Annotated in this window: 37 protein-coding genes; 1 reads left to right on the top strand and 36 read right to left on the bottom strand. The window is 56.0% G+C overall.

Annotation, left to right across the window (positions count from 1 at the left end):
* Positions 1-3: 3 nt before the first annotated feature.
* The 35 genes from LK436_RS00315 to LK436_RS00150 all read right to left on the bottom strand — a co-directional run bounded on the left by LK436_RS00315 (position 4) and on the right by LK436_RS00150 (position 24,513).
* Positions 4-1,698, bottom strand: a complete 1,695-nt coding sequence (locus LK436_RS00315; RefSeq protein WP_008398629.1) for a phage portal protein — start codon at positions 1,696-1,698, stop codon at positions 4-6.
* A 108-nt stretch (positions 1,699-1,806) separates the two neighbouring features.
* Positions 1,807-2,073, bottom strand: coding sequence for a hypothetical protein (locus LK436_RS00310; protein WP_004220635.1), 267 nt, complete (start codon positions 2,071-2,073; stop codon positions 1,807-1,809).
* Between the two features lie 12 nt (positions 2,074-2,085).
* A complete protein-coding gene (locus tag LK436_RS00305; RefSeq protein WP_008398630.1) occupies positions 2,086-4,008 on the bottom strand; it encodes a phage terminase large subunit family protein in 1,923 nt (640 codons plus the stop codon).
* Positions 3,992-4,570 carry a protoporphyrinogen oxidase gene (locus LK436_RS00300; protein ID WP_005933262.1) on the bottom strand — a complete coding sequence of 193 codons (579 nt, stop codon included), beginning with the start codon at positions 4,568-4,570 and terminating at the stop codon, positions 3,992-3,994. Before LK436_RS00300 ends, LK436_RS00305 begins: the two co-directional genes overlap by 17 nt.
* Before the next feature lie 323 nt (positions 4,571-4,893).
* The gene (locus LK436_RS00295; RefSeq protein WP_227910137.1) at positions 4,894-5,586 is read right to left on the bottom strand and encodes a hypothetical protein; all 693 of its coding nucleotides are present in this window, start codon (positions 5,584-5,586) and stop codon (positions 4,894-4,896) included.
* Between the two features lie 283 nt (positions 5,587-5,869).
* Entirely contained in the window at positions 5,870-6,373 is a 504-nt protein-coding gene (locus LK436_RS00290) for a DUF1492 domain-containing protein (RefSeq protein ID WP_004220615.1), read from the bottom strand.
* 23 nt (positions 6,374-6,396) lie between these two features.
* A complete protein-coding gene (locus LK436_RS00285; protein ID WP_008398632.1) occupies positions 6,397-7,734 on the bottom strand; it encodes a site-specific DNA-methyltransferase in 1,338 nt (445 codons plus the stop codon).
* Positions 7,735-7,914: 180 nt separating this feature from the next.
* The gene (locus LK436_RS00280; protein WP_008398633.1) at positions 7,915-8,499 is read right to left on the bottom strand and encodes a hypothetical protein; all 585 of its coding nucleotides are present in this window, start codon (positions 8,497-8,499) and stop codon (positions 7,915-7,917) included.
* Entirely contained in the window at positions 8,489-8,851 is a 363-nt protein-coding gene (locus LK436_RS00275) for a hypothetical protein (protein ID WP_008398634.1), read from the bottom strand. The genes LK436_RS00280 and LK436_RS00275 overlap by 11 nt, the downstream gene beginning before the upstream one ends.
* The gene (locus LK436_RS00270; protein WP_008398635.1) at positions 8,835-9,476 is read right to left on the bottom strand and encodes a hypothetical protein; all 642 of its coding nucleotides are present in this window, start codon (positions 9,474-9,476) and stop codon (positions 8,835-8,837) included. The genes LK436_RS00275 and LK436_RS00270 overlap by 17 nt, the downstream gene beginning before the upstream one ends.
* Before the next feature lie 14 nt (positions 9,477-9,490).
* Entirely contained in the window at positions 9,491-9,640 is a 150-nt protein-coding gene (locus tag LK436_RS00265) for a hypothetical protein (RefSeq protein WP_227910121.1), read from the bottom strand.
* Between the two features lie 73 nt (positions 9,641-9,713).
* Positions 9,714-10,457 (bottom strand): hypothetical protein, encoded by a 744-nt coding sequence (locus LK436_RS00260; protein ID WP_004220600.1) that lies wholly within the window; start codon positions 10,455-10,457, stop codon positions 9,714-9,716.
* Positions 10,458-10,470: 13 nt separating this feature from the next.
* Positions 10,471-11,073, bottom strand: coding sequence for a hypothetical protein (locus LK436_RS00255; protein ID WP_004220598.1), 603 nt, complete (start codon positions 11,071-11,073; stop codon positions 10,471-10,473).
* A 4-nt stretch (positions 11,074-11,077) separates the two neighbouring features.
* Positions 11,078-11,365, bottom strand: a complete 288-nt coding sequence (locus LK436_RS00250) for a hypothetical protein (RefSeq protein ID WP_004220597.1) — start codon at positions 11,363-11,365, stop codon at positions 11,078-11,080.
* Positions 11,366-11,419: 54 nt separating this feature from the next.
* Positions 11,420-11,896 carry a DNA N-6-adenine-methyltransferase gene (locus LK436_RS00245; RefSeq protein ID WP_005933228.1) on the bottom strand — a complete coding sequence of 159 codons (477 nt, stop codon included), beginning with the start codon at positions 11,894-11,896 and terminating at the stop codon, positions 11,420-11,422.
* Positions 11,871-12,098, bottom strand: a complete 228-nt coding sequence (locus LK436_RS00240) for a hypothetical protein (RefSeq protein WP_004220593.1) — start codon at positions 12,096-12,098, stop codon at positions 11,871-11,873. The genes LK436_RS00245 and LK436_RS00240 overlap by 26 nt, the downstream gene beginning before the upstream one ends.
* Positions 12,095-12,703: a Holliday junction resolvase RecU gene (locus tag LK436_RS00235; RefSeq protein ID WP_004220590.1), complete on the bottom strand. Its 609-nt coding sequence runs from the start codon at positions 12,701-12,703 to the stop codon at positions 12,095-12,097. The genes LK436_RS00240 and LK436_RS00235 overlap by 4 nt, the downstream gene beginning before the upstream one ends.
* Positions 12,700-13,239, bottom strand: a complete 540-nt coding sequence (locus LK436_RS00230) for a DUF4406 domain-containing protein (protein ID WP_004220587.1) — start codon at positions 13,237-13,239, stop codon at positions 12,700-12,702. The genes LK436_RS00235 and LK436_RS00230 overlap by 4 nt, the downstream gene beginning before the upstream one ends.
* On the bottom strand, positions 13,236-13,745 hold the full coding sequence (locus LK436_RS00225) for a type II toxin-antitoxin system PemK/MazF family toxin (RefSeq protein WP_008398640.1): 510 nt from the start codon (positions 13,743-13,745) through the stop codon (positions 13,236-13,238). Before LK436_RS00225 ends, LK436_RS00230 begins: the two co-directional genes overlap by 4 nt.
* Positions 13,742-14,632, bottom strand: coding sequence for a DNA-methyltransferase (locus LK436_RS00220; protein ID WP_004220574.1), 891 nt, complete (start codon positions 14,630-14,632; stop codon positions 13,742-13,744). Before LK436_RS00220 ends, LK436_RS00225 begins: the two co-directional genes overlap by 4 nt.
* Complete coding sequence (locus tag LK436_RS00215; protein WP_008398642.1) at positions 14,629-15,312, bottom strand: replicative helicase loader/inhibitor; 684 nt, start codon at positions 15,310-15,312, stop codon at positions 14,629-14,631. The genes LK436_RS00220 and LK436_RS00215 overlap by 4 nt, the downstream gene beginning before the upstream one ends.
* Positions 15,309-16,175: a hypothetical protein gene (locus tag LK436_RS00210; RefSeq protein ID WP_008398644.1), complete on the bottom strand. Its 867-nt coding sequence runs from the start codon at positions 16,173-16,175 to the stop codon at positions 15,309-15,311. Before LK436_RS00210 ends, LK436_RS00215 begins: the two co-directional genes overlap by 4 nt.
* 86 nt (positions 16,176-16,261) lie before the next feature.
* Positions 16,262-16,663 carry a single-stranded DNA-binding protein gene (locus LK436_RS00205; protein ID WP_004220570.1) on the bottom strand — a complete coding sequence of 134 codons (402 nt, stop codon included), beginning with the start codon at positions 16,661-16,663 and terminating at the stop codon, positions 16,262-16,264.
* The gene (locus tag LK436_RS00200) at positions 16,656-17,486 is read right to left on the bottom strand and encodes an ERF family protein (protein ID WP_008398645.1); all 831 of its coding nucleotides are present in this window, start codon (positions 17,484-17,486) and stop codon (positions 16,656-16,658) included. Before LK436_RS00200 ends, LK436_RS00205 begins: the two co-directional genes overlap by 8 nt.
* A gap of 11 nt (positions 17,487-17,497) precedes the next feature.
* Positions 17,498-18,154: a host-nuclease inhibitor Gam family protein gene (locus tag LK436_RS00195; protein ID WP_008398647.1), complete on the bottom strand. Its 657-nt coding sequence runs from the start codon at positions 18,152-18,154 to the stop codon at positions 17,498-17,500.
* Positions 18,126-18,377 (bottom strand): hypothetical protein, encoded by a 252-nt coding sequence (locus LK436_RS00190; protein WP_004220566.1) that lies wholly within the window; start codon positions 18,375-18,377, stop codon positions 18,126-18,128. The genes LK436_RS00195 and LK436_RS00190 overlap by 29 nt, the downstream gene beginning before the upstream one ends.
* The gene (locus tag LK436_RS00185) at positions 18,374-19,129 is read right to left on the bottom strand and encodes a spore cortex-lytic protein (RefSeq protein ID WP_008398649.1); all 756 of its coding nucleotides are present in this window, start codon (positions 19,127-19,129) and stop codon (positions 18,374-18,376) included. The genes LK436_RS00190 and LK436_RS00185 overlap by 4 nt, the downstream gene beginning before the upstream one ends.
* A 5-nt stretch (positions 19,130-19,134) precedes the next feature.
* The gene (locus tag LK436_RS00180) at positions 19,135-19,869 is read right to left on the bottom strand and encodes a PolC-type DNA polymerase III (RefSeq protein WP_008398652.1); all 735 of its coding nucleotides are present in this window, start codon (positions 19,867-19,869) and stop codon (positions 19,135-19,137) included.
* Complete coding sequence (locus LK436_RS00175; protein WP_227910118.1) at positions 19,862-21,124, bottom strand: SUMF1/EgtB/PvdO family nonheme iron enzyme; 1,263 nt, start codon at positions 21,122-21,124, stop codon at positions 19,862-19,864. The genes LK436_RS00180 and LK436_RS00175 overlap by 8 nt, the downstream gene beginning before the upstream one ends.
* Before the next feature lie 186 nt (positions 21,125-21,310).
* Positions 21,311-22,126 carry a hypothetical protein gene (locus LK436_RS00170; protein WP_008398655.1) on the bottom strand — a complete coding sequence of 272 codons (816 nt, stop codon included), beginning with the start codon at positions 22,124-22,126 and terminating at the stop codon, positions 21,311-21,313.
* Positions 22,127-22,145: 19 nt separating this feature from the next.
* Entirely contained in the window at positions 22,146-22,466 is a 321-nt protein-coding gene (locus LK436_RS00165) for a helix-turn-helix domain-containing protein (protein ID WP_005933190.1), read from the bottom strand.
* 64 nt (positions 22,467-22,530) lie between these two features.
* On the bottom strand, positions 22,531-23,574 hold the full coding sequence (locus LK436_RS00160) for an IS30 family transposase (RefSeq protein WP_044931628.1): 1,044 nt from the start codon (positions 23,572-23,574) through the stop codon (positions 22,531-22,533).
* Positions 23,575-23,638: 64 nt separating this feature from the next.
* The gene (locus LK436_RS00155) at positions 23,639-23,899 is read right to left on the bottom strand and encodes a helix-turn-helix domain-containing protein (protein ID WP_004220730.1); all 261 of its coding nucleotides are present in this window, start codon (positions 23,897-23,899) and stop codon (positions 23,639-23,641) included.
* An 80-nt stretch (positions 23,900-23,979) separates the two neighbouring features.
* Positions 23,980-24,105 carry a hypothetical protein gene (locus LK436_RS18335; RefSeq protein WP_004220727.1) on the bottom strand — a complete coding sequence of 42 codons (126 nt, stop codon included), beginning with the start codon at positions 24,103-24,105 and terminating at the stop codon, positions 23,980-23,982.
* A 159-nt stretch (positions 24,106-24,264) separates the two neighbouring features.
* A complete protein-coding gene (locus LK436_RS00150; protein ID WP_330368535.1) occupies positions 24,265-24,513 on the bottom strand; it encodes a helix-turn-helix transcriptional regulator in 249 nt (82 codons plus the stop codon).
* 126 nt (positions 24,514-24,639) lie between these two features.
* Here LK436_RS00150 and LK436_RS00145 point away from each other — a divergent pair, with 126 nt between their 5' ends.
* Positions 24,640-25,278 carry a hypothetical protein gene (locus LK436_RS00145; RefSeq protein WP_008398587.1) on the top strand — a complete coding sequence of 213 codons (639 nt, stop codon included), beginning with the start codon at positions 24,640-24,642 and terminating at the stop codon, positions 25,276-25,278.
* Positions 25,279-25,343: 65 nt separating this feature from the next.
* Here the strand turns inward: LK436_RS00145 and LK436_RS00140 are convergent, their stop codons facing one another.
* Positions 25,344-25,871 carry a hypothetical protein gene (locus tag LK436_RS00140; RefSeq protein ID WP_005933351.1) on the bottom strand — a complete coding sequence of 176 codons (528 nt, stop codon included), beginning with the start codon at positions 25,869-25,871 and terminating at the stop codon, positions 25,344-25,346.
* Positions 25,872-25,930 lie beyond the last annotated feature (59 nt).

The raw sequence follows: 25,930 nt of genomic DNA, 5'->3' as shown, positions 1-25,930 counted from the left end.
GGCTTATCCTCCTTGTATGGTTTGCTTTATCTGCTCGCCGATCACGAGGCTGCGGAGAGCCACCGTGCCCCTCTCGCGAGCTGTTTCAGGGTTGTGCGGATTGTCGTCGCCTTCTGGCGGATCCTGTTCACCGTCCGGTGCTGCTGTTCCGGTGCCGCTCTGGTGCGGATCTGGCGGATTGCCTCCGAGCTTTTCGTTTTCACGTCTGAGCTGTTCCACGTTGCTGTCCCATTGGCCACCGTTGAGGCGGATCGTGCTCTGCTCGTGAGTGGAGAAGCCTTCACTGCACGCGAGGATCTCGGCCGTGATTTCCTTCACCGGATCGAGCTGTCCCTGAGACGGGCCGAGCCATTCGCTGCCGAGATACGCGGCGCGGATCGCTGGATTCTGGAAAAAGCCCGGCGCATATATGCGGCCACGGGCCACGGCTTCACTCATCCACACTTCATAGCACGGGCGGCAGAAGTCGTCCGCTAGCCATTCGCGGCGCATTTTGAACGCCTTCCACGCTTCCAGCAGAGCAGCACGGCTCGCACTGTATGAGGCGTTGAAGGATTTCAGGAGCAGATCGCTGGGAATTTCCAGCGCGGCGCCTACTTGTGCACTGATCGCTACGGCGAACTTGTCGAAGCTGCCGTTCGGGTGCGTCGGGTTTGCAAATTCTACGCTTTCACCCGGCCCCATGACATTGATCTGGCCCGGCCCCATGCTGTACTCGTTCGGGTTCCGCATTTCTCCGGGTGGTACCGGATCCACCTCATTGAATGGCATTTCATCAGTCGGGGCTTCTGTCTTAATGAAGGCAGTGTAAAAGCTCTCGACGACTGCGGCCATGAGTTCGGACTCGGTATACCTACGAAGCTGCAGCAGTGGCTCGATCACCTGCGCGAGATAACTCACGCCGCGGTACTGATCCGGGCGCTCTGTGTCAATGACGTGGAGCACATTCGGAAGGCCGGTGCTTTGCTGGTATGCCAGAACGCGGGCCCATTCAGTAACCGGAGCGCCGAGCTCATACGGGTAGTTGCTGCGTATGTGATACGCTACCACCATGCCGTTCTTGTCTACTTCCACGCCGTCGTATATGGTGTTGCCCGTTTCTGGGTTCTTACCGGTTGTGTAGTAGAGCGTAGTCCCGGCCCCGTAGTTGTTCGGTGTTGCGATTCTGTCGGACTCGATCAGGTGGACGCGGAGAGAGTAGGGGAGCAGCCGAGTGGTTTCGTACTGCTTGATTAACCCTATGCAGTCGCCGGAGAGCAGCCACGAGATCAGCGCGAGCTGCTGGAGCCCGTAGAAGTTATTCATGCCGGTGGCGTCGCAGGCTCTCTTGTTGCTGGCCCAGAGGGAAAACTCTCGCTCTGTTTCTTTCTGCCACCGTTCTGCCTGATCCGGTGAGAGTCCGAGCACTTCGCGGTCGATCCGGCTTTTAAGCCTGAGCCCGACGCCTACCACGTTTGTGCGGTTGGTTTTGATCGCCGAGGTAGCGATCGGCGCGGCCATGTATAACATGCGGGCACGCTGTCGCATGGTGTAGTTGTTGAAGTCTATGTCCTCGTGAGCGGATCCGCTGGGAGCATTAAAACCTTTAACGGCTTTTTTTCTCCAGCTTGCGCCCGCCTCTCCGTAGCCCTTATTCTGAGGGCGTACGTTATCCGGGAGATATAGCCCCCTCGTTTGGTCGTACTTCGTTTTTCTCACCTCCTTGCAAGTAATTAAAAACGGCAGCGGCCGCGGTATCTAAAGGAGCGAAAATGTCCCGCAGTCGTCGCCGTAGTAAAGCCAGCCGATCGGCCAGCGTTTACCCATTTACCAGTCGCGGGGGACTACCCCCACGGCGCGGCGAGCAGATCCGCCCGCCAGTTCGGCCTCCAGCTCGCGGACTCGCTTTTGCAGCTTCGCGATCATGTCCTGAACGGAAGCGAGCGAAGTCTGGTACCGTTGCAGGTTTCTGGAGCCGATTGTGTAGAGCTGCACCCCGTCCTTGCTGAGCATGTCAGCCTCACGGGCCAGATACGCACTGAGTCGCGTCCTCGTTTCTGTGAGCTCTTGCTGTATGGTTTCTTTTGATCTCATGGGTTCACCTCCTTACCACTCGTCGAAGTAGTTCCGGGCTGCCGGTTTCGGTTTTCGGCGCTGCGCCGGTTTGGCCTGCGGTGTTTCTTGGACATTTTTCAGACGTCGCTCCACCGCGAACATGTCCGGATCTATGATTTTTAGCCCGGCGTTCGCATAGTTTCGGCAGTCGAGGGCCTCGTTCCGGTTGTGTCCGGGGATTTTTACCCAGTGCCACTGGTTGCCGCGCTTTGTTTGCGTGAGCTCCAGACGCTCGGAGAGCAGGCCGTTGAAATAGTAGGTGTCGTAGCCGCAGGACTCGTGGATCGGAAAATGGCAATATTTTGGGCCAGCCTCCTGAACTTTCAGGCTCGACATGATCGTTTCCTTTCCGGCGTCAACGCCGAGTGTGTAGAGCCAGCAGGTGATCCGCTTGTTGTCCTTGATCGGAACCTTTGACGGAGGCGTCACGAACGGGATCCCGTCGCCGCCCTTGCCCTTGATAGCAAAAACGCGCTTGTTCTTACGCTCACGGCAGCGAGTGTATACCTCTTGGGTGTAATGGCCGCCGGAGTCCACGCAGGTGATTGAGATCCGCAGCCCTTTTCCGTCCTTGAAGCGGTAAACGTGGTCGATCACGTCGTCGAGCTGCTGCCATACCTCGTCGGTGTCGGGTTTTCCCATGATGTAGCCCTTTTTTATACCCCACGTTTCACCGTAGAAGCCATGGCCCACGACTTCGTACTCCAAACGGTTGTCCTGAGTATCTACGCCGCAGGTGAGAACGAGAACGCCCTCCGGAACTTCGACGGGAGAGCCGTCGGCATTGGTACCGTAGTCCTCGCGCCGGGCCAGCATGGTGTCCTCGTCTGCTATGTCGCCGCGATCCTCCCAGAGCTCACCCAGCAGCGTGTTATAAACTACTTTGAGCTTCTGAGGATCGTCCTTGGCTTGCAGGAATTTGAGCGCGATCTTTTCCCATGGAGTCCATGGAGAAGAAAAAGCGTTCAGCCAGAAGGAGCGGACGCCCTCGTCGTAGGCCGCCGGGTTCTCGGCGATCCACTTTGCAGGCTGCTTCCGCATTTTCTCCTCCGGTACTATGCAGCCGCAGGAGGGGCAGCACCATGTAATCGGGCCCACGATCTTGTACGCCTTTTTCCCGCGGACTTTGGCCACTGTATGATCGAAGTGTACGCGGTCGAAGGTGATCTCGCCGTACTCTCCACACTCAGGGCACTGGTGGCACCAGCGTTCCTGTGTTCCGAGGTAGTAGCTGCTTTCGATATTTGAAGCGCCTTTTATGGTCGGAGTTGATACCTCGACGGCCTTCGCATTGTAGAACGTGGCCTGTCTGGCTTCGGCCAGAGCCCACGGATCACCCTCAGCACCGGCAGACACGGCCCAGCGGTCGCGCTCGTCGCCGAGAATGTAGCGGGCGGGAGTGGAAGCCAGAGCGGAGGCGCTGTTGGATCCTGTGATCGTGAGCATACCGCCGGGGAATGACTTCTGGAGGATTGTGTTCCCGGAGTCTTTGCTTTTGACGTCGGAAACTTTCGCCCTCAGCACCTTGCTGTCTCGTATCATTGGAGCGATACGGAGGCGTGAGAACTTTCGGGCGTCGTCGAGGGAAGGCTGGACGAACAGGATCGAGCCGGGATCTTGGTCAATAATGTAGCCGATTATGTTCAGCTCCAGCTCAGATTTTCCCACCTGAGACGCTGCCACCATTACGATCTTACGGATCTTCGGATCCGTGAACGCTTCCATAGGTTCCCGCAGGTACGGCGTGCGCGAAGTGCGCCACGGGCCAGACTCCGCGGAGTTCTCCGGGGATAGGCGGCGGTGTCTATCGGCCCATTCGGCCACCGTCAGATCTTCGGGTGGCTTAAAGTTGCGAATGGCCGGTGCTATGGCTGCGTTGAGTTTCGCGGTGGATTTTTTAGTCGTCGGCTTCATCAGCGGCCACTATAACGTCGCTCCAGCCTTCACGATCCCGCACCCGCCGCTGATATACCGCCGGATCGTAGTTGTAGTTTGCGAGCTCGTTCAGAATTTTGTAGCACTCCGCCCGGATCAGTGCCGAGGCTTCGTTGGCGCTTGCCACCTGCACAACGTCCATGGCCAAACGTCCGGGGAGTGCCATTATCATGCTGCGGACAGTGTAAACGAGGTCATTCGTCACGGCCTCCACGTCCTCGCTGCGGTGCATTTTGCCTTCGAGCTCTTTCAGTTGCATGGCTGCCATGTCTGCCTTACTGCGTTTCATGTCAGCCTCAGCCCGCAGCTTCTCCATTTCAACCTGAGCGGTGTCGGCGCTTTTGGCCTCTCGGCCGTTGGCTTTGTCACTCAGGTAACGGATGTAAGATTGCACCGTCGGAAGCAGGTCGAACATATACGGCCGCTTCTGGGCGGCTGGAATAATTCCATCTTTTGCGAGCTGCTGGATCCGGCGGTCGGTGACGCCGAACAGCTTCGCAATAATGGCAGCGTTTTGGAGATTCTGCTTGCCCTCCGCCATGGCGCCACCTCCTTTCTTTGAGACAAACGAAACGAAACGGCCTGAAAAAATTTTTCTGAGTCTGCGCGTGTTTTGGGCTCGCCAGCACCGCAGGCGTTTGGCGGCCCGGACAGTACCTTCGGGCTGCGGAAAAATTTCGGCGCGGTTGCTCGGTCGAGTTGCTTTGCCTTTTGCTTCTTTGCTTTGGTCGCTTTGTTTCGCTGTTCTTTGTTGCTGTTGCTTTTGGTTTCGCTTTGGCTTTGCTGTTCGATTGCTTCGCGCTTGGCTTGCTGCTTGGCGCGTGTTCGTTGGCTTGGCTTTGGCTCGTAGCTCGGAGCGTTTGGCTATTTCATTACTTGATCTATGTAATGGTTGAAACGTTCGCCGAGCTTCTCGGAGATTGTTGTCTCAATGGTTTGGCGTGCTTTGCCGTCGATCATCTGAGGCACGGACAGAGTACGCACGGCCTCGATCGGGGAGCGCCCCCTCCCAGTCTTTTGAAACGGAAGCATGGAGCCGCCGTTTCCGCCAGTGAGGAACACGTTCGAGCCGAGGCTCACACGGGATCCCTTAATGATCGTCGCCTTGACTTGGTACGGCCGCGGTGGTCGAACCATTGCAACGTCACCAGCTCCGGCGATCAGTTGGCCGGGGATTCTGATCGGCTTCTTTTGCTGAGCGCTTGGTCTGGACTTCGGGCTCATTTTGAAATGCGTCGGCGTCAGTGTCCGCCCCTTATAAATGAGGGAGGCACTATCAACTTGAACCCCCGCCACTTGGATTGAGCTCTGCCCCCTCCGAGGTTGTTGTTTGGCCTCGTTGATTGCGGCAGTGTCTACCCCGTAGTGTTCGCGGATCCCCTTCGATACCCACGCAGGCGCACGGCTCATAAAGTCGTTGACGGTTTTCTTGATTGCCGTCTGCCCGCCGTTCTCCAGTTTGTTGAGTCGCTTCACAATATCCTTAGCTCCGGAGCATGTCACGGTGAAGCTGCCAGAGGTTCGGCGGCTTTGGCCGGTATAGAATAGACCGCCCATGTGTTTGCTCCTTCCTGTGGAAAATTTGCACCCCTCCCAGTTCTTTTCTGAGGGTAGGCACATAGGAAAAACCGCCCGGATCTTTATCATGTCCCCGGACGGCTTTCGCTGTTATACAGAGTAGCACGGTGGTTTATCCCCTTTTATCCCTTTTTGTCCCTTTTTATCCCCCCTGTGTGCTCGTGAGCGTTCCGTCTGCGGCTTTCTCCTGAGTGTGTGCGTATTTCTTCGGGCGCGCAAAAAAGCCCGCCGTCGGCCTTCCTGTGGCTTCTGGCGGGCGTTGTTATCCCTGTTCTTGTTTTGCTCTGTATATTTTGGCCAGCGATTGAAGCGCCGAGCCGTGTAGCTTGAATGTTCTTTTGAGGTAGCGTTGCTCGTGTTCGTCGTAGTCCTCCCGGCTACCATGAAGGGCGGCACATACTGTCCACCAGTTCGCTGCGTCGAAGTAGTGCATTTCTAACACGGTCTGCTCGTCTGGCTTTTCCATTTCGGAGATCAGGGCCTCCAGTTCGCTGCGTTCCTGATCCTCGTCTGCGATCATGCGGCGGATCGTTTCCTCCAGTGTTACCTTCTGGATCACTTGCCGTTCTTGTTTGCTTGTTCCGTCGCCACCGCCTCCGGATATTCCGTCGAAGCTCGGCGAGGATATGGAGCCCATGACGGCCTCCAGATTCTCCAGCCGTTCGATCTGGTTGTCGATCCTGCGGTGGAGTGCTGCGTAGCTTTCCAGCTTTTTCTTGATCTCGTCGGTTTCCTTCGGCTGTTTTGCCTCACTGTTCTGGTGCATGGGTTCCACCTCCTTTCGCTGGCTTATTCCGTGAACATTCTCTCGAAGTGCTCGCGGCCCAGCTCTTTGCCCTTCCTGAACAGTCGGATCCCGGTCGTCTTGCCAGTTGTCCTTATGTAGCGTTTTACGATTGTATCAACAAACTGAGGACTCAGCTCCATGAGGTACGACTTCTGGCCTATACTTTCCGCAGCGATCAGAGTCGTGCCAGATCCTCCGAAGGCGTCCATGACTCCCTCGGCCCACTGTGTATTGTCCAGCAGTTTCTCCAGTATCTCCACCGGCTTTTGCGTCGGGTGGAGCTCATTTCCGGAGCGGGTGGCTTCGATCACGTTCCCGTAGCCCTTGTGGTTGTCCCATGCTGGCTTTGTACGGTGTGCGAACATTATCAGCTCGTGCTGAGTTCTCCAGCCCATACCCATGCCCGGCGTTTTCTTATTCCAGACGATCATATTCTTGACGCCGAACCCGCTTTCCTCCATTACGTCGTAGAGATAGAGCCACATTCTCCAGTCGGTGAAGCAATAAACCACGGTACCGGTGAACTGTTTCAGGATCGAGCGCATGAGCTGCTGGTATCCGCGAGTGCTGAGGGTATCGTTCGCGATCGTCACTTTGATTTCCTTCCCGTTTGCGTCGTAGCGTTTGGTTCCGATACTTCCGGTGCTGCGTCCGGATTCCTGAAAACCTCCGGAGCAGTACGGCGGATCCATGAGAAGGATCTGAGGCTCGGCTCCGTCGAGTAGGAGAGCGCGATCGGCTTCGTTTGTACTGTCTCCGCACACGAGGCGGTGGTTTCCGAGAATCCAGAGATCGCCGCGTTGCGTGATTGTCTGATCTTCCTCCGGAAGCTCTGGGATCTCGTCCGGCTCTGTGAGGTCATTGTGCAGGGCTTCGGCCAGTCCAGTGACGAGGCTTTCCACTTCCTTGTCGGTGTAGCCGGTCAGCTCCATGGGGATCTCGCCAGTGTCAATGTCGGCGAAAATGTCAGCCAGCAGCTTGTTGTCGATCTCTGCCAGCTCTGCGATCCGGTTGTCGGCCACCAGATCGGCGTATTCCTCGGCCTCGTTCGTGTAGTTCTGGTAGTCCACCGGCACTTCGTTGAGTCCTTCGAGCTTGGCAGCAGCGAGACGGCCGTGGCCCTTTACTATGAAGCCGGAGCGCTTCGACACTGTGATCGGCGCCCTCCACCCGGTCTGGCGGATAATGCGGCCGAGTGCTTGGATCTGTGCGTCCGGGTGTGTGTTCGGGTTCTTCGGGTTGGGGATCAGCTTCTCAATGGCCACGATCGCGTCATGGGCGCAGAATACCGGTACCCCTCCAGCGGTTGCTTTTGGCTGTGCTTCTGTTTTATAGTCCATGTTTTCGTTCCTCCTTTATTTTGATAGGCCGGTGGCAATACGGGCACGTCCCGGCTTTGATATTCTTCTTTGTGACCGCGCTCGCGATCTCGTAGTACATGTGGCAGCTCGTTGAGTACCACTCTTTAAAGCCGAGCCCCGGCACCCATGAGCAGGCGCCGGTCTCTTTGCTTGGCCAGCTCACTTTTTGCCCTCTGTCCGGCGGTTGTCCGGTGCGCACTTGCCGGTTGGTAGCTGTACGGTATCAATAGTTTGGGCTGCTTTCAGGATTCTGCGGCGGTAGTGCTTCCAGCTTTCGTCCTGTTTCTTTACGACGCCATAGATCGGGCCCACATTGGAGAGGGTGAGCTGTTCCATGGTTTCGTATTTCGGCAGACTGCGCGGGAAAACCCCCAGCTTTTCGCGGATCCTTTTCTCGTAGTCGGTGTTGTTTTCGCCTTTATTTCTTCTAATACCATAAATGGGGCCGACGCCGTTTAGCGTGAGCCCTTTCATGGATTCGTCCAGAGTGCGGGAGATCTTTCTCCTGCGATTGTATTCCCTGATCTTTTTCCCGGTTCGCCCGATCCAGATCAGGAGAGTGGCCACCCAGAGAGTGATCAGCAGCAGCGCGGTGGGTACCCACACGAGCCCGGCGATCACCACCGGCCAGCTCATTGATATAATGCCGCAGGCTTTCAGGATTGCCAGCATGGCCACGCCTGCGAGTGTTGCCAGTGTGTAGAGTAACGGCCAGCCCATAGGCTTGTTCTTGTTATCGTCCATTTCGTCCTCCTTTTCTTTTAGCTGCTCGTCTGGCTGCACGGTTCGGCCGCACCGGTTCTTGTCTGATAGGCCAGAGGGAGAGTGGGGCCGGTTTTTCCTGCTTGTTCCGCAGCATATCTCCGCCGATCTTGTGGAGCGCTTCCGAGTAGCTCAGCGCGGTGCTTTCCGCGAGTCTGCGAGCTTGTTTTTCTATGTCGTCGAGGTCACACTCCAGATAGAAGGCCAGCACTTCGGCGTATTGCCTGCACCTGAGCGCCTCCAGCACGTCCCTTGCTATTTTTCCGTCGGGGAAGTAGTGCCTCGCGTCTATTTTGAGGTAGTAGAGCCCATCTGTGTTATTTTCTTCTTTCACGCTTTGCCCTCCTTCGCTGCGCGCGGTTTGGGCCTTCCTTTCGGAACGGTGACAGAAGCCCGGCTTTGATCGCGCACTCAGTACAGAGCATTTTCGCGTCCTGTTCTTTGGCGAGGCGGTCAGCTTCCGGGTGTTTCCAGCATTTCCGGCCGCATGTCGGGCACTCGACTGGCTTCCAGTCCGGGTGCTTGGCCTGCACGTCGCCGTTCAGGTTCTTGTCCAGTGGTAGGCAGATGATCCCGCCCCTGTCAGTCTGCTTTCTCGGTGTCAGATCGAAGCCGTGGGCCCGGAGCTGTTCGCGGGTGTTGTTGGTGCTTTCTTCCTGCTTTACCTCCAGCACTTCCACCTTGTCCAATGGCAGGCAGAACAAGCCCTGCGGCTCCCATTTCTTTGCCTTCCAATTCTCTGCGAACTTCTCCAGCGTATCGAACAGGCAGAGGCCAGCCTCGGTTTCGGTCTGGAATACGGTCTGCATGACTGCCTCGTCCTCTGAGTCCTCCCAGCCGTAGAGGTGCCAGCTCTCGCGGTTGTCGTAGTCCCACTGTGAGAACCAGAGCACATGGCCGTCGATCGGCCAGCCGGTGCCGGTCACTTTTCCGGTGATAACTTTCGGTTTATATTCCATGGTTTTGTCCTCCCTTAGAAAAATCTATTTAATGCGATAATGAGCACGATCACGGCCACGAAGGCGATCGTGATGTTCTGCTGTCTGAGCCCGTCCTTTTCTCCAATAACTCCAAAAAGCAGGAGAGCAGCCACGAGGGCCAGCACTATGTTTATGATCAGCATGTTCTTGTCCTCCTTTGGTTTGCCGGGAGAGCTTGGCCCTCCCGGTATGTTCCCGACATTTATGTCGGCCACATTATGCAATGATCGTGATCCTTTCACGTTCCGGAACGTCTGCCAGTGCTTTGACGAGGTAGTTCTTCACGTTGTCCACCGCCTGAGACTTCCAGAGGCCACCGTCAGCAGCCACCAGCTTGAAGGCAGGGGCTCCGCCGCGTCCCTCGCTGATTCTGAACACGAAGTCACTCGCGGGCTGCGGAACTTCCAAAAATGTGCGGTACGGGATCAGGCTCACCGGATTAGGAACGAAGGCGGCGTCCTTCGTGGTTACTCCGGTTTTGATGATTGCCTGTTGACTTACGCCGTCGTCTGAGAAGGTTCCCTGCTGTGTGTTCACGATATTGCTCGCCATAATGGTGACGGCTTCGCGGTCGTCTGTTTTCTGGAAGCATGACTGCATGGCCACGAGGAAGCTCTCCTGATCATATTCGCGGCCGTATTCAAACTGCGGCAGCAGGGCGTTGACCTCGAACAGAGTCTCACGGTCACGCTCGGCCAGCAGCCCGGAGTAGAGCAGCACCTTTGTGGCGCTTACCACCTGAATGATCATTCTGTCGCGGAGTTCCTCGCGGCTTTCCTTGATATAGTCCACCAGAGAGGTGAGAGTGGTCGCTTTGATCGGCTCGGCCTTGTCGGCTGCGTCGTAGCGTCTGAGATCCTTCGTGCAGTATGTCCGGCCGTTGATCTCGATTGTTTCTGGCTTCTCAGCCTTTACGGCCAGCCCTGTGATATATGCGATTGCTTCTTTGATTCCTTCCATTTTATTGACCTCCTTATGCTTCTTTTGCTGGTGCGATTTTTACCACCTTCATGTTATTGCGTCCGCCGGTTGTCTGGCGGTCGTCCGTAGGCTGTCCGGCGGTTTCGTATACCTCGCCGGTGTCCGGATCGTAGTCACGGCCCGGAACTAATTCAGTAGCGGCAGCAGGTGCCTGTTTTCCCCTGTTTTTAAGATCCAGAGGCTTGCCGGTCGGATTCTGTCCCGGTGTAGGAGCTGCAGCTTGTGTTTCCTCTGATTCCTGATCCTGATCGGCGTCCGTGAAGTCGGAGAGATCCATCTGTCCACGGATCTGCCCGTCGTATTCGGCGATCTCGATCTGGCCGGTTCTCATATTGACGCCCATCACCATTTGCGTGTCGATTGCTTCGGTAGCTGCGAGCTTGGTCGTGACAGCAATCTGGGTTCCTACCATTTGGCGGGTTTTGTTCGGCGTAAATTTAATATTTACCGTGATCTGGCGCTTAGTGGTTGCTTCTGTGTTCGGATTCTGAATATTTTCAGCCACCTGCATGAGCGCCTCGTTGAGTTTCTCGGCGAAGGCTCCGCCTGCGAGAGCTTCGAGGTTGATCTTTGCCTGTACTTTCTGCTTTTTCATGTGCTTACCTCCTTACCGCAGCCCATACGGCTGTATTTTTTCCGGTTCTTTTGCTCGGTTTCTTTCCGACGACTTCCAGAACTCCGGCGCCTTTCAGCTCTGTGAGTCTCGGCGCCACGAAGTTGCGGTCGTAGTATTTCAGGTGGCCAGCAGCCACCAGCTCGTCGGTGATTTCTTCCACGGTCATTGACCGATTTCCGAGGGTTTCCAGTATTAGCTTGCAACGCTCGCCGCTGCGTGTTCGTATGCCGTCGTAACTTTGGCGGCGTGTCTGTTTAGTAATCCCGTTCATGGTTTCCTCCTTATCTGAACCGGCGGAGCAGTGGCCCCGCTGGCTCTGGTGCTTTTATATGTGCCATGTGGCAAACTCGCGCCCGGTGCTTTCCGGACTCCGCCACACTATGACGGCAGAAGGAAACGGAGCTGCGTCCTCGCCGTTTCCGTCCTCGTCGGTGAATTTCAGGCGGCCGCGGAGGAATCTCACCTCGCTGGCCTTGCCGAAGATCCAGTCGTGAAAATATGCCGTGTCAGTCCGCGAAGGAATGAGCATAACCACGGTGGTGCCGGGCTTCCGGCTTTCTTCGTAGCCTTTGCGTACCCAGTCGGCGATTGCTCGGCCGTATGGCGGATTGCAAAACACGCAATACCCCCCCCAGTCTTGCTTTAGGCCGTCGTCGTCCGGCGTGAAGTGTTTCGCGCACTTGGCGCTTTTGTCGGTGCTGGCCGGATCCAGTTCAAAATGAAACTCGCGATCCAGTTCCGCGAAAAAATCCGGCGGAGTGCACCAGCACATGTTTTTACTGCTCAGCAGTGCGTCGTTCATTGGCTTGATCTCCTTTCTGTGATTTGTAGAGCCCGCAGCCGTTCCCGTTGTTCATACACGGATCCGGGGAGGCCATGTGGTGCATACAAATTTTTAACGGTTCGCCCGTCTGTTTGTTTATGAGCTTTCCGCTCAGCATGGCGCAGGCTTTTGAAATTACAAAAGGCCCGACTCTGCGGAGCTCGCAGTATTCGCATTTCATGGCGTGCCTCCTTCCTCGGTGTAGTCGATCTCCACACCTTCCAGCAGTTTGAGGATCCCGGCGATATATTGCACGCGGTACGGTTCCAGATCTTCGAGCTTCATGTGTTTGCGCCCGTAGATCTGCTTCATGTCTCGCCATACTTCCCACGGTACCCGGTAGAAGTTTTCCAGCCCCACGCTCACCATGATGAAGGCAGCAGCTCCGAGCTTGTGGTGCAGTGTCAGACTTTCCACCTGCTCAGGAGTGAGGCGGCTCTGGTCGATCTTGTCGCTGTCGGTGTGTTTCGCCTCAAATACCACGGCCCGGCCACCGGTGAGCGTTCCCTTGAAGTCCGGCTGTCCGGCTTTGGTGTAGCAAGCAAGGAAACGGCCCTGTCGGTCTGGCTTCCTGAGTGGCTTCATGGGCTCCGGAGTCTTTTCAACGAAGGCCACGCCCTTGTCGCAGTACCAGTTCAGGCTTGCGGTGATCATATTCTCGAAGTGTTCACCGGCTCGCTTGCTCTGGAGTCCTTTCTGGCTATGCTGCACCCGTGCAAGGGCGGTGCTTGCTGTTGGATCCGGGTAGCCTTCGCCATTTCTTCCCGGAACCGTGTCCCAGCTCATTGATCTACCTCCGAGTCTGCGCCTTTGTCGGCCTCCAGCGTGATGTCGTGGCCGGGGTGTCGTCTGAGCTCGATCGCAAGGTCTAAGATCATTTCGCCATTGATCCGCACGGTGGTGGATTCAATCGCGGCGACGCCGTTCAGGTGCCCGACGTGAGAAGGGAGAACGATCAGTGCGTCACCGATCGGAAGTGTTTCGGCTTCGCGGTTTCTGTAAAGCTCGGCAGCGTCCCGGATCGGGATCTGGTGCTGCTTTGCGTATTCGATCTCGCTCCTCATGCCCTCACTCGGATTCTCGATACCGTAAACCCAGAGCTCGTCACACATGGCCAGAAGTGAGAGGCCCATGTCCATGCCCGCGGCGCGTTCCTCCTGCTTGGTGTCGTCAAGAAACTGGGTAAAATATACATGAGGCGCGATCGGGATCACGTCGTCCCAGAGCTCGACGGCTTCGCGACAGTAGCGCTGGGCTTTTTCTATGTTCTTTTCAACGTCCCCGCGGCACGGGGAGCAGATGTAAACCAGTTTTTTTCTCATGCACTTGCTCCTTTCATGGTTTTGCTCAGCAGCTCATTGTATAAATTCCGGTAGAGATCGCGCTCAGTTTCGAGCTTGATCTTTTCAACGTCTGGATCCTGCTGGACGATCCGGAGTGGCTGCTTGCTTATTTCTTCCAGTAAATGCTCCGCTTCTTTGGCTGCGGGCTTCGGATCCATGAAGTCGATCCCCAGAGAGATTGCCAGAGCAGAGTCCACGGCTGTGAGCTCGCTCTTTGTCAATTTTCCGATCAGCGTCCCGATCCTTTTCACGCTTACGCTGTTTACCTGTTCGCATAAGACGGTAGAAGGGGAGAGTGCGCTCCGGATAAATACATGAGTTGGGAGGTCGTTTTTTGGTTTGGTGGTCATGTATACCACTTCCACAACCTCGCTGTTTTCGTTGTTCTTGTCATTGGAGACGATCACCGCAGGACGGCCGCCTCTCTGCTCGCTTCCGGTTTCCCGGTATGTGCTTTCGATATAATAAATTTCACCGCGTTTCATGGTTTGGCTCCTTCCTGAGCAGCCTCAGCGAGTCGCTGCTCTTGTATTTTGCAGGTGTCGGGGTTAATCTCTATCCCGATATAGTTCCGCCCTTCTTTGAGGGCTGCGGCTCCTGTGGTTCCACTTCCTGAGAATGGATCCAGAACCGTGTCGCCCGGTTTGCTCCCGGCCAGTATGCAGATCTTGGCCAGTTCCTCCGGGAACGTGGAGAGGTGGGCGCCCTTATATGGCCGTGTGGCGATCGTCCAGACGTCCCGGCGGTTTCGTTTGCCGGTTTCATTTCTCTGGAGCCCGTGGCTGCCTCGATCCACCTCGGCGCTGTTGGCTTTGGCCTGATCGTGAGTGTAGGCAGTGCCGCCGCGGAAGGTTTTCGCGTTGCCGCGCTTCCGGCCGGGCTTTTTCGGATCGTACCCGACGGCCAGCTCCTTGACGGCCTCGGCGTCGTAGTAATAGGCGGCCGCTTTGCTGAGTAAAAAAACATACTCGTGAGATCTTGCCGGTCTGTCTTTGGCGCTTTCTGGCATGGCGTTGGGCTTGTTCCAGATAATGTCCGCCCGGAGGTACCAGCCGTCACTTCTGAGAGCCAGAGCCAGCAGCCACGGGATCCCGATCAGATCCTTGCGCTTGATCCCTCCGTCCTCGATATGCCTCGCGTAGCTGTCGCCGATATTCAGCCAGAGGGTGCCGTCGTCTTTCAGGACTCTGGCGACTTCCCGGAAGGCTTCCACCAGCTTGCGGGTGTATTCCTCCGGAGAGCTTTCGGTTCCGAGCTGATCGGCAGCTCCGTAGTCTCTGGCGTTGTAGTAGGGTGGTGAAGTTACGCAGACGCTGCAGCATTTGTCCGGCAGCTTTCTGAGTTCCTCCAGTGCGTCACCTTGTAGGATCATCCTAGCACCTCCCCTCTGAGTTCGAGCTTCGTTTGTTCGACGATCTGGCTCTCCAGTCGGAGGGCACCGCGGGTGATAGCCTCCATTTCCTGCTCTTTCCTGCGGCGTTCGCTTTCCCTGTACTCTATCAGGCGTTGGCCTTTGTCCGGAAGGGATCCGGCCGCGTTGTCGATCTTCTCGGTTAATTGTGCCGGTGTCATGCTGCGAGACTTTTCCCGTTCGTACATTGGCGTGTACTGTTGCATGAAGGCTACCCGATCCATGCCGGGCTTGCCGCCTATGTATGCGCTGCGGTGCATTTCCCAGAGGGAAGTCCAGCCGATTGACTCAACGGCCCGCGCCACCAGAGGCGGGAGCTGGCGGGAGAGATCTCCGTGGTTGAATTGTCCGGCGCTGTACATGAGGTCGCTCACGGCCAGCCATGCCTTGTCCGGCTCTATGAGTTCCGGGTGCTGGATCTCCAGCATGATCTCCCGGACTTCGGCCACACTCGGCGGCCATTTGTTTGTTGCAATGTGTTTTTTTACTGCCAGCGCTACGATCCCGGATTCGTCTTGCTCAAACATCATGGCCCAGAGATTCACCGTGGCCTCGATTGCTTTCGCGTCCTTGAACTTGTCAAAATTCGGGTAGGCGGTGACGACGATCGCCACCAGTCGAGCCGCGTCTGCTTTTGTCATATCTCGAAGCCTCCTTCCTCGTTTGCGATTATCCCCGCGAGCACGTCCATGGTGTCAGGTTTTCCACAATTTCCACCCGGTCGCTGTTGATAGCTTCCGGATCCGGCAGGTGGGAGAGGTTCGTCGTCCCAGCGTCCCTGATTGATCCATGTTGACGGGTTGGGAATGAAGCGGCCACCTTCTCGCAGCCATTGTTCCGAGGTTTTAGCTGTTGCCACTGCCTGCATGATCTTCTCGAACAGTTCAGCGTCGGGCTTTGCCTTTTCCCATGCCTTCTGTGCTGCTTTCTTGCCGACTTTCTTCGGGTATGCAGTCCAGAACTCTGCGAAACGTCGTTCCTGAGCGCTTGGCTGCTTCTCGGCTGCGGGGGTTATGGGGGTATCCCCCTTATTTTCTGGTCTACTCTGGTCTACTCTGGTCTGGTCTACTCTACCTGCGGTCTTTTTCTGGTCGCTCTTGCTTGCGTCCGCAGACTGTCCGGCGGTCGTCCTCCGGTCGTTTGACTTAGCAGCAGCGCGGCGGGCTCTCGAACGGTTTTTCTCATTTTCTCGTTGTTCGATCAGCTTTCCGGTGTACTCGCTCCAGTCGTGGATCTCCAGAACGCCGTCCTCCGTTACGTCCAGCAGAGACGCAGAGGTCAGGGCGGCCACAAATTCCTCCGGATCTTTGTCCCACTGGGCCGCTCTTGCGATCATTCTGTCGGATATTCCAGCGAGGGATCCGTCCGGTGCGTTATCAATGGCCCAGAGCCAGAACGAGATCAGCAGGCCGAGCATGTGAGCCGGTTCAATGTCGAGCTCGTCAGCAGCAGCCAGCACCTTGCGGTGGTCTTTCAGTTGTTGGTGAATTTGGATCCATGCCACTGTCGGCACCTCCTTTCGTGGTTTGTTTCTGGTTTGGCCGTAGAGTTCCGCCGGTCTGTCCGGCGGTCGTCCTTCGGTCGGTGTTATTAGTTAAAAGGAAGCTGTCCGTCGTCCGGTATGTCCATGAATCCGTCGTTGTTGGCGGGCTGAGGATTGCCATTTGCGTTGCCTCCGTTGCTGTCTGCGAAGTAAATGTTTGAGGCCACAACTTCCACGGCCTTGCGGTTCTGCCCGGTTTTCTCGTCCTTCCATTTACGGGTGGAGATCCGGCCCTCAACTACGATCTGGCGGCCTTTGGAGAGGTAGCGGCCGCAAAACTCGGCGCGTTCTCTCCAGCACACGATCGGGATATAGTCCGGAGCGGCGTCTTTGTTCTTACTCGGTACCTGCACGGCGAGGTCGAAGCTCGCCACTGGTGTGCCGCTCTGTGTGTATCTGATTTCAGGCTCCTGAGCCAGACGGCCCAGAAGCTCCACATGATTAAGCATTGTTTTGTCCTCCTTGCTGCTTTGCGTTGTCCATAGCGGCGCAGGCTTCGTCGTACTGGGCCCGCGTCAGGTTATGTGGATCCTGCTGTCCGTATTTTTTCAGGATCCATTCGTTGATCGACTGCTGAGAGTACCCGGCGTCCTCGCCTTTACGGTAGAGGTGGGAGAGCTGAGCGTCTGAGAGTGGTCGTGCGGCGCCTGAGCGCCCCGTCTGGCCATTTTGTGCCTGCGGCTGGGTGTTTCCCTGCCGGTTCCCGTTCTGAGCTCCTGTGTGCTGTTTCTGGCTCTGCTGAGGGGGTTCGCTGCTGTGGTCGCTCATGTCTGGATCGTCGTCGCCCTGATCAATGCCGAACTTCTCAAACAGGTAGTATTTGAGGCAGTACGTCCACGCGGAGCCTTTGGCCTTGTCCGGGCCTCCGTCGTTCGTTCCGATTGCGTGGAGAGTAACTTCCAGAGTCTCGTCCGGGTTGTCTGCGTTTGTCCAGCGGATCGTGAGGTCGGCCTCGTACACCCAGACAATGCGGTCGCCGTTTCTGGTGTGCTGCGTGAAGTTGGAGTAGTAGATCGGATCCCCGTTTTCACTGTGCCGGGTGGCCTGCTCGCCTACAATGTCAAAATTGACGCCGAACTCATTCATGGCTGGAGTGAGAAGCTGGTACACGTCGAAGATCTTCGCGAACTTGTACTTTACGCCGTCGCTGTGGGCCTTCTGGGTGATAGAGGGAACGGCTTCGCGCAACTTGATGAACTTCTGCTGCAGCGTCAGCGGTACCGGTGGGGTGGTGGCCGCCTTTGCGGCCGCCGTTTCCTTGGTTGTTGCCATGTGCTACCTCCTTACACGTCCACCGTGAAGGTGTCCGGTTTCTCAATGATCTGCACGCCCTCCACCAGCTCGCCGGTGGTTTTGTCTACGATCTGGCCGCCTACAATTTCGAGGCGTTTCTTGAACTCGCCCCACTTCGGCTTTTCAGTGTTCTGGATCATATCCTCATTGCCGGAGGCTTTCAGATAGGCCAGCAGTGTGTCGTCGTCCTGTTTCATGGTGCTGCCGCCGAGTTTCTTCACCAGAGTGCCGGAGAGAAGGCGGTAGCTGTGTTTTGTCTTGGTTGTCTTGTGTGGGACTGTCTCGAAGTATTCCGCGAGCTTTCCGGTGAGAAAACGGGTGCCGTTTTCATATCTGCGCTGAGCAGCGTCGATTCTCTGCTGGATCTTCTCGATCTGGCTTTCGCCCAGTGCGGTGATTCGGTCGAGCTCGGTCTTTTCTTCTGCGATTTTTCGGCAGGCCCAGTCGGCGCAGCCGTCGTCAGTGATACGCCATGCCGGGCGCGGAGCGCTTTCGGTTTCCTCTGCGTCGAACATGTTCATGTCCATGTTTTCCAGCTCGTCCAGTGTTACGGCCGGAGTTTCCGGCTCTGTGGTGGGTGCTGCGATTGCTTCTTTGATTTCTGCGGCCTGCTCAGCCTCAGCTATTGCTTTCTTTGTCGTTGCCATGGTTCTGTTCTCCTTCCTTTGCTTCCAGAGCCTTGCGGGCTTTCTGGAGTTCTGCCTGCGTGTCTCTCAGTTCCTTGTCCTTGCTGGTGAAAAACTGGTACCACTCGCCTGAGCTTTTCTTGTACTGCTCGGCTTCGGCCTCAGCAGCGGCGGCGCGTTCCGCCATGCTGGCAAGTGCAGCCGTGAGCTCTGCGATCACGCTTGGCTTGTTTTCGTTATTCATTCGGTTGCCTCCTTAAAAAATCGGTGTCCGTTAATGGTCATTACATAGATCTGGGACTCGTGCCACTCGCTGTCCGTGAGAGCGGGAGCGTAAAAGTATTTGATCGGCTCGGTCGTTGCCACGATCCCGAAGTCGAACACGTCCTGCACGGCTTCGAGGGCTTCCTGAGTCGGTTCCGGGCGGCGCTTGCTATATGCGTACACGCGCAGCACTTCGTCCGGTCGGATCCCTTCGTCCTCGCAGGTCTGGAGAATACACTGAGCTACTGCGATCTTTCCGGCGAAGGGTTCGCCTCCAGCTTCGGCCGTGAGCACCTGAGCGATCTCCAGTCGCTCGGCGTCAGTGAGAGCGTAGCGCTTCTGGATCCCTGCCTCTTCGGCCCATGCGTCTGTGACGTCCTCCCAGCTTACGGCTTGCCCGTCCTTGTAGTAAAAAACGTAGGGCTGAGATTCCTCGGCCGCCGGGCTGCTGGTTGTGATCGGGGCTGTTTTTGTCTGGGTGTGTTCTGAGAACATACCCACGACGCCGCGCACTGCGAACACGATCACCACTGTGGTGACTGCCAGCCCGCCGATCCCTTTCCAGTTCAGGCGCTTGCAAAAACGGCGCAGCCGGTATAAAATAGGCTTAGGCTTTCGCGTGGTTTTTCGATTGCCTGTGCGGCTTCCCGGTTCCGACGGGTGGCCGCTTCTTTTTTCTTTGTACCCGGTGTATTCCACCGGGCTGTATACTTTCAGCGAGCTGCTTCGCATTTCTGTTACCTCCTTCTTTGTCTGAGTTTGGCCGGGAGCGTATAGCTCGGAGCCTGCATGTATTTGTTGAAATTCTGTGGCCAGTAGGCCACCTTTTCGATCCGTTTCCCACTTACTCCATACTTCGGGTTATATCCGAACACGTTCACATAGCTGAGAAGATCGGAGCGTTCCGCGTCCATGGCCTTGCACACCTCAAACAGTGCCGCCACGTCGTCGATCGCTCTGTGGGAGTTCTGAACCTTGTCCTCCAGCTTATAGGTGAGGATCGCGTTCGCCAGCTTGTGAGGATATGCCCGGCGGTCTTTGTAAACGGTTAGGCTGTCCAGATAGTCGGCAGCTTTCAGGACTTCCGGGCCACCGTTTCCGTGTCTCCGGAGCATTTCAGCAGTAAACAGGAGATCAAACTGTGCATTGTGGGCTACCAGAAGGACGCGGCCGCCGCCGATCAACTCAGTGAAGCGAGCGGCAGCCTCAGTCTCGGTAATTCCTTCGTTTTCGAGCTGCTCGTCTGTGATCCCTGTTAGCTCGACGATCTTCTGAGGGATCCGCTCACCTTCCGGCAGTTTCACGAACACGTCGGCGCTGTCGGCCATGCGGAGGGTGCCCCGTTCGGTTTTCTCGACTCTGATTGCTGCCAGTTCAATGATCTGGCAGCTTTCAGCTTCGAGCCCGGTTGTCTCAGTGTCAAAAAATACGACTGCTTTGTATTTCGCGAATATGTCCCGGAGCTCATTCATGGTCGTTCACCTCCGTTTTGATTGTGATCGAGGTTGTGGCTGCGAGCTTTAACTGCTTAGCGGTCAGCTCGTACATGTCCACGGCTGCGTTCACCTGAGCCAGTGTGGCGCTGAGTTTTGCAGCCTTGGCAAGTTCTTCGTCTGTTGCCTTCTCGGCCAGTTCAGTGAAGCCTTCCGGATCCTCGCCGTGCGCGGCTTCGTAGAGCTTCTGAAACTGCCGGGCGAGTGCCTGCTTGATCCGTCCGATAAAGTCCGGAGCTAAAATGCTACGCTTTTTCGGTTCTGGCTGCTTCTTATCAGAGTCCAGATCGTCCAGAGTGTCAGAGTCGCAGATAAACCGAACGCAAGCGGCACGGAAGCCGAGGCCCGTGCCCACAAGGCCGCGGGAGCCGTTGCCGTAGAGGGAGAACACACCAGCGTTCGCACCGTCGCTCCAGTCGCCCCCGCGAAAAATAACCCGCTCGCCGTTAGAGTCGAGCCAGAAGTATTCGTCGCTTTCGTAGCCGTCGGCAGGATAGAGGCCGAGATCTTTCAGCTTGTCCGGCACGTCCATGTCGCTGCGAGCTTCCAGATCCGTGAACTTTACGCCGTCGTAGTCGGTGCCGTCCGGGTGTACCGGCTGGAGGGTGATCTCTCCGTCGTGTACGTTGTAGTAAACCGGATCGCCGTCCTCGGTGTAGATTGCCTCCCACTCCGGCGAGTCTTTGGACTGATCCGCGCCATAGGCTGCGCCGTTGTTCGGGATCACCTGCGGCATACCGTCCATAAATCGAACGCCGCCGACGTGTTCCCAGATGTTACCGCACATGTCAGCTACACCGTAGGCCGTGCCGTCATGGTTCCACTGAACCGGGCCGGATCCGGTCAAGGTCTTGCCGCAGCCTCCTTCGTATGTAGTGCCGGTCTGCTCCGGGTGGCTGTGACTCTTGCCGCTTGCGGTGTTTCCGGTCGGCATGGTGTCGTTGTCCCAGCTCCAGAAGCCGAGAGCCACCCACTCGTCGTTAGTGATCAGGTGCCAGCCTTCACCCTTGCTCTCGCAGAGGCGGATTGCTTCGTCGTGGCTGATATTCACAGCCGGTTTCATAAATGGGAGAGAGTACGGAACGCCGTCGATCAATGTGTTCTGGTACTTGCTGATCGCGTATTCCTTAACCTTGCGGCCTCTCAGGGTGTCAGGGAGTCCCAGCTCGGACGGGGTAAAAACCACCATAATGTCCGGGCGCCCGTTTTTGTCGTAAATTACTTCGTTTCTCATGGTTTTGCTCCTTTTCTGTATTTGCTGCGGCAGATCGGGCACTTGTAGCCGTACCACGGGATCACCGCCTGCTTGCTTACATTCCAGTCCAGCCCGCACTCTTGGCATACTTCATAGCGGCAGCCGTCGCGCCGGGCATGAGTACGGGCCCGCTTAGGTTTCGCGAGTCGTTCATGGGATCACCTCCTATCCAGCGGCCAGCCTGCTGCATAGCTGCCTCATAAGTAGTCGCTTGTATTTCTTCCGGGTTCTCCATTTCCGTGCGTGTTTGTATAGGTGCCACCATTTCGGGTGGGTGTTGGCTCTATATAGTAGGGAGTCCACAAAAGTGTCCACGGCTTTTCGCGCGTATTGCTGGAACTTCTGGAACCGATCCGCGAGCTCGTCCATGAGTTGTCGGACTGCGCGAGCTGCTGCCTTCATTGCGTCGGCGAGAGCGTCGAGCAGGGCAGTGGCGGCAGGTGGGCCGATCTGGATCGTGAGCTCTGTGTGCTGAGGTTCTGGTGGCGACTCGTCCGGGAGTGGATCGCTTCGCGCCTGATCCGCAGCTATGAGCTGCTGGCGTTTCTCGTAGTCCTCGACGCTCATGTAGCCGTCGAATATATATGGATCCGGTTCCTCGGTGGTTTCCTTGCCGTACCATGGCATATCTGCCGGGAGATTTTCCGGGCGTGGTATCGGCTCAGGAGGGAAGGCCGTCGAGTTTTTCAGGAGATTGCAGCCGCCTTCGTAGTGCCAGAGAATACCGGCCTCCAGTTCTGCGATCGTCATGTTCTCGCCGAAGTGCCCGCAGTAGTAGCCGTTCACCATGACAGCGTTCGGATCCTGTTCCAAAATTTCGGTGGCAGTGCTCAGATCCTCCAGCTCGAAGGTGTCAGAGTCTTGGTTGAGCCAGACGCTTTCCGCGTGCCAGCTTCGGCCAGTTTTCCATATAATCACCCACGCTATACCGTCGCGGATTTCTTCGGCGTACTGCCGAGCTATTTCGTGTAATGCTGCCATGTTGTCGCTCCTTTCTTTTTTATATAGTGGGGGATTTTCGCCCGCGGCACTTAAAGCTCTCAATGAGTCGGCGCTGGGCGAGTTCGGCGCTATACTCTCGGCGCATGTTCTTGTCGAGCTGGCCGGTGTCGCCTCTTTTCAGTTCTTTATAGATAGTCGCCACATGGACGCCGAGGTCGATCGCAATGTCGGCCGGACGTCCTCCGGCTGCGTATTCCGTCTCGATTTTCTCGCGGTCGCCGAATGTCAAATATCGGTAGTTTCGCACGTTCTCACCTCTCTTTCTGTGCTTTTCAGGTAAAAAAATAATGCGTCCGGAGGCTTTCGCTTCCTTTCGCATTTAATATTATCTTTTCCGAAGGGAAAAGTCAAGAGTAAATGCGAAAAAAATTAAATAAATTTTATCAGGCCCCCAAAAGGGCGTCCATTTGCTCTTGAAATACTGCACTGGCTGGCAAAAATCCGAGGATCTTCCGCGGGTAGTTGTTCAGCCAGTTTGTTATTGTCTGGATCACTTCGGCGCCGATCTCGTCGAAGTTCGTCCCCTTTGGCAGCCAGCGGCGGATCATCTTGTTGAGGTTCTCGTTACTTCCGCGCTCGTATGAGCTGTACGGGTGGCAGTAGTAGCACTTCGTCCGGGATCCCTCCGCCAGTATGCTGCGCTCTATGCCGGGGCAGTCCGCAAACTCGCTGCCGTTGTCTACGGTGATTGTTTGGAACACGCGAGGGAAAAGCTCACCCCATTCTTTTTCCAGATCGTCGAGGGCCTGCACCACGCTGGCCGCGCTTTTGTCCGGGAGTTTGGCCGTGATCTCATTCCGGGTGAGTCTCTCGGTCAGGACGAGGATCGCAGCCTTTCCCGGTCTGGCACTCACTACGGTGTCCATTTCCCAGTGCCCGAAGGTGGAGCGCTCGCCGATTATATCCGGGCGCTTTTCTATGCTTTCGCCCTTCGGTGCGCGTTTCTGAGTCTGTACCTTGTGGTAGCTGCGCTTCTTGTCACCCTTGACCGGGAGGTCTTTGTTTGTGAGTCTGAGGAAGATCCCCTTCTCGATATAACTGTAAATGGTGTTTTTGCTCTTGATCTCTATGTTGAACCGGAGCCCTTGCGCCTTGATTTCTCCCAGCACGGCCTCCGGGCTGTACTTTTCGTCTGCGATCTTGGTTTCTATATATTCAGCGAGGCGGCGATCGTTTCCGATTTTCAGGTCGGCGCCTTTGGCCGCAAGGTTGGCCCGGTATTTCATTTCGCTGAGGTCTGAACTGTATCGGGTTTCCTCTGTCCAGTCACTATTCCGGTGCGTGTACTGTCCACGCTGCAGCTCGCGGTATATTGTGCTAATATGCACGCCGACAACTTCCGCGATTTCTTTCGGAGTCTTGCCGTCATTGTTCAGGGTTTCGATCCGGATCCTGTCGGATTTGCTCAGGTGTTTGAATCTTCTCATGGGTTTACCTCCAATATACAAAAAATGAGGGGCAGCCGAAGCCGCCCCCTTGAATGTGTGGTGCTTATTTCTCATACTCTGCTAAAAGCTCGGACGTTTCCGCGTCTGTCACTATATCTGAGAGTTTACAACTCAGTGCTTTACAGATCCGCAGCAGCGTGGAGAGCTGCGCCTTGCTTATATCCCGGTCGCCCTGTTCATATTTCTGATACATTCGGACGTTTACCCCGGCGGCTTCCGCGAGCTGCGACTGGGAGAGGCCAGCGGCCTGTCTGAGCTTTTGCAGTTTTTCGTTTTTATAATTTACCTTTACCGTGATTTCCATGTGTCGGCCTCCTTCTTGACTTTGTTGTAGCCGGTGGATATAATAAAGGCGGTGGGTGGGAATTTCCCACCGCCGAGCCTTTAGGACTGCTTAGGTTTTTGATTTGGCTTTATTGTTATCGTGATCCGTTCCACCGCTTCACTTCTTAAAGCCTTTTCGAGAACTTCGAGCAGTTCTTTTGTTTGCTTTTCTTTCTGTTCGTCCACCGTTGTGTCCTCCTTTCGCTTGTTCTGTTTTCCTCCTTTTTTCTTACTCAGGTTTTCCCTTACCTTGTAATATTATTATACACCTACGGGTGTATATAGTCAAGCTCATTTCCTGCATTTTCGCACTTTTTCGCATAAAAAAAGAGACGGTTTCCCGCCTCATTTTTCATATTCCAGCAGTGTGCAAACTGGCACGCCGAGCACTGTCGCAAAATAGTTTAGCTCGAAGTCCGGCACCACGCGGTCGCCGGTTTCGATCCGGCTCACTGCTTTCTGATTCAGATTCAGCCCAGCCAGTTGCAACTTGGCGGCGAGCTGTTCCTGAGATATTCCCGCCCTTTCGCGGAGGGCCCGGATCGCAGGGCCGGAGGCGTTGCACGTTCCATTCGTGTGCTTGTAGAGTTTCAACCTTTCACCCTCCTTTATCCCAAACATGACTGATAGCTTCTTGACTTTACCATGGCCGGGCGCCTATAATTATCCCAAACATGACTAAAAGCGAATAAACGCAAAAAAGAATTAGGAGGGCATGGCATGGTTGGAAAGAAGGGCCCGTTCGGCGGGTTTTGTAATTATGGAATTTTTGGGATCTGGGGAAAAGATCCGGGGACAGGAAAGAAAAAGTACAAAAAGGTGGACGCCATTTCAGAAGCGGCAGCAGTAGAGAAGGCGGCAGCTCTTGGCTGTGTGGATCCGCAGAGCGTTGAGGTGATCCCGTTCCTCCCGCCGTCTGAAAAGCAGCAGCGGTACGCCGCAGATCTTGGTGTTCGTCTGCCGGAAGGCTGCACGGTTGTGGACGCCACCGCGTTGATCAGCAGGGCAGAGATCGGAGACGATCAGGATCCCGCTCCCGGTCTTGTAGAGTATGCTCAGAGCTGCGGCGTTTGCTTTTCTACGCTGGCCGGAGAGGGTGGCTTGCTTGACTGTATGGTTTGCCAACTTCCGATCAGGGAGAAGGCGATCCTTTTCGCCCATGCAGTTGCTGCCAGTGTGGCCAGTTCCGGTCTGGCGGATCCTCGAAAAGCTCCGCAGTATTTGAAGTTTTGCCAGTTTGCCGATCAGGTGGCGGCGGATCCCGCTCTTGCGAAGTCGGTGGAGGGCCGCGATCGCTACGACTTCCAGAAGCCAAACACGAGATCGAAGGCATACAAGGCGGCGCTGGCCTGCTTATAAAAAATAGCCCGGTAGGAGATAACACTCCCGCCGGGCTTTCTTTATGTCCTGAACATGTCAGGGGCCTATTCTGTTTTAGATTCAGCGGCCGGAGCTTCGGCTGCGAGCTGCTGCACCGCAGTGGTGGCGATCGTTGCCGCTACGCTTGCCGCGGTTGTTGCTGCGTCGGCCGTTGCTGCCTTGATCTGGGACTCGCTGGCGGCCTTGGTTTCTCTGCATACCTGCTCGATCTTGGTTTCGAGCCATGCGTCGAAGTCGCCGTAAATCTCACGGAGGGCGGCCACGGTTGTGTCGCCGAGGATCTCCAGTGTCTTGTTTTTGGACTTCTCGAAGGCTTCGAGCTGCTTCTCTTTGGTGAATTTGCCCTCGGCTTTCAGTGAGTCCGCGAACGTCTGGGCCGTGTAGGCCACGGCCTGAGCTACGGCGTCCACTGCCATGTTCATGTATTTGGTGGCTGTCTCATTGTCCAGATCTTTCTCGATCTGGGCTGTCTGGCGTTTGAGCAGCGCCACGAGGTAGGCGCCACCGGCAGTAATGAGCAGGCAGAGGATCGGCGTCGCTGCGTTGAGGATCTGAGTCATAGCTTCGTTCATGGTGTTGGTTCTCCTTTCTGTTTTCTCCCGGATAGTACGGGCAGTTTTTACAGTCTGCT

It is taken from the genome of Clostridium sp. M62/1 (genome assembly GCF_020736365.1).
GTDB lineage: Bacteria > Bacillota > Clostridia > Lachnospirales > Lachnospiraceae > Otoolea > Otoolea saccharolyticum_A.
Note: the sequence above shows the minus strand (reverse complement) of the source record. Positions and strands in the feature narration are given on the sequence as shown.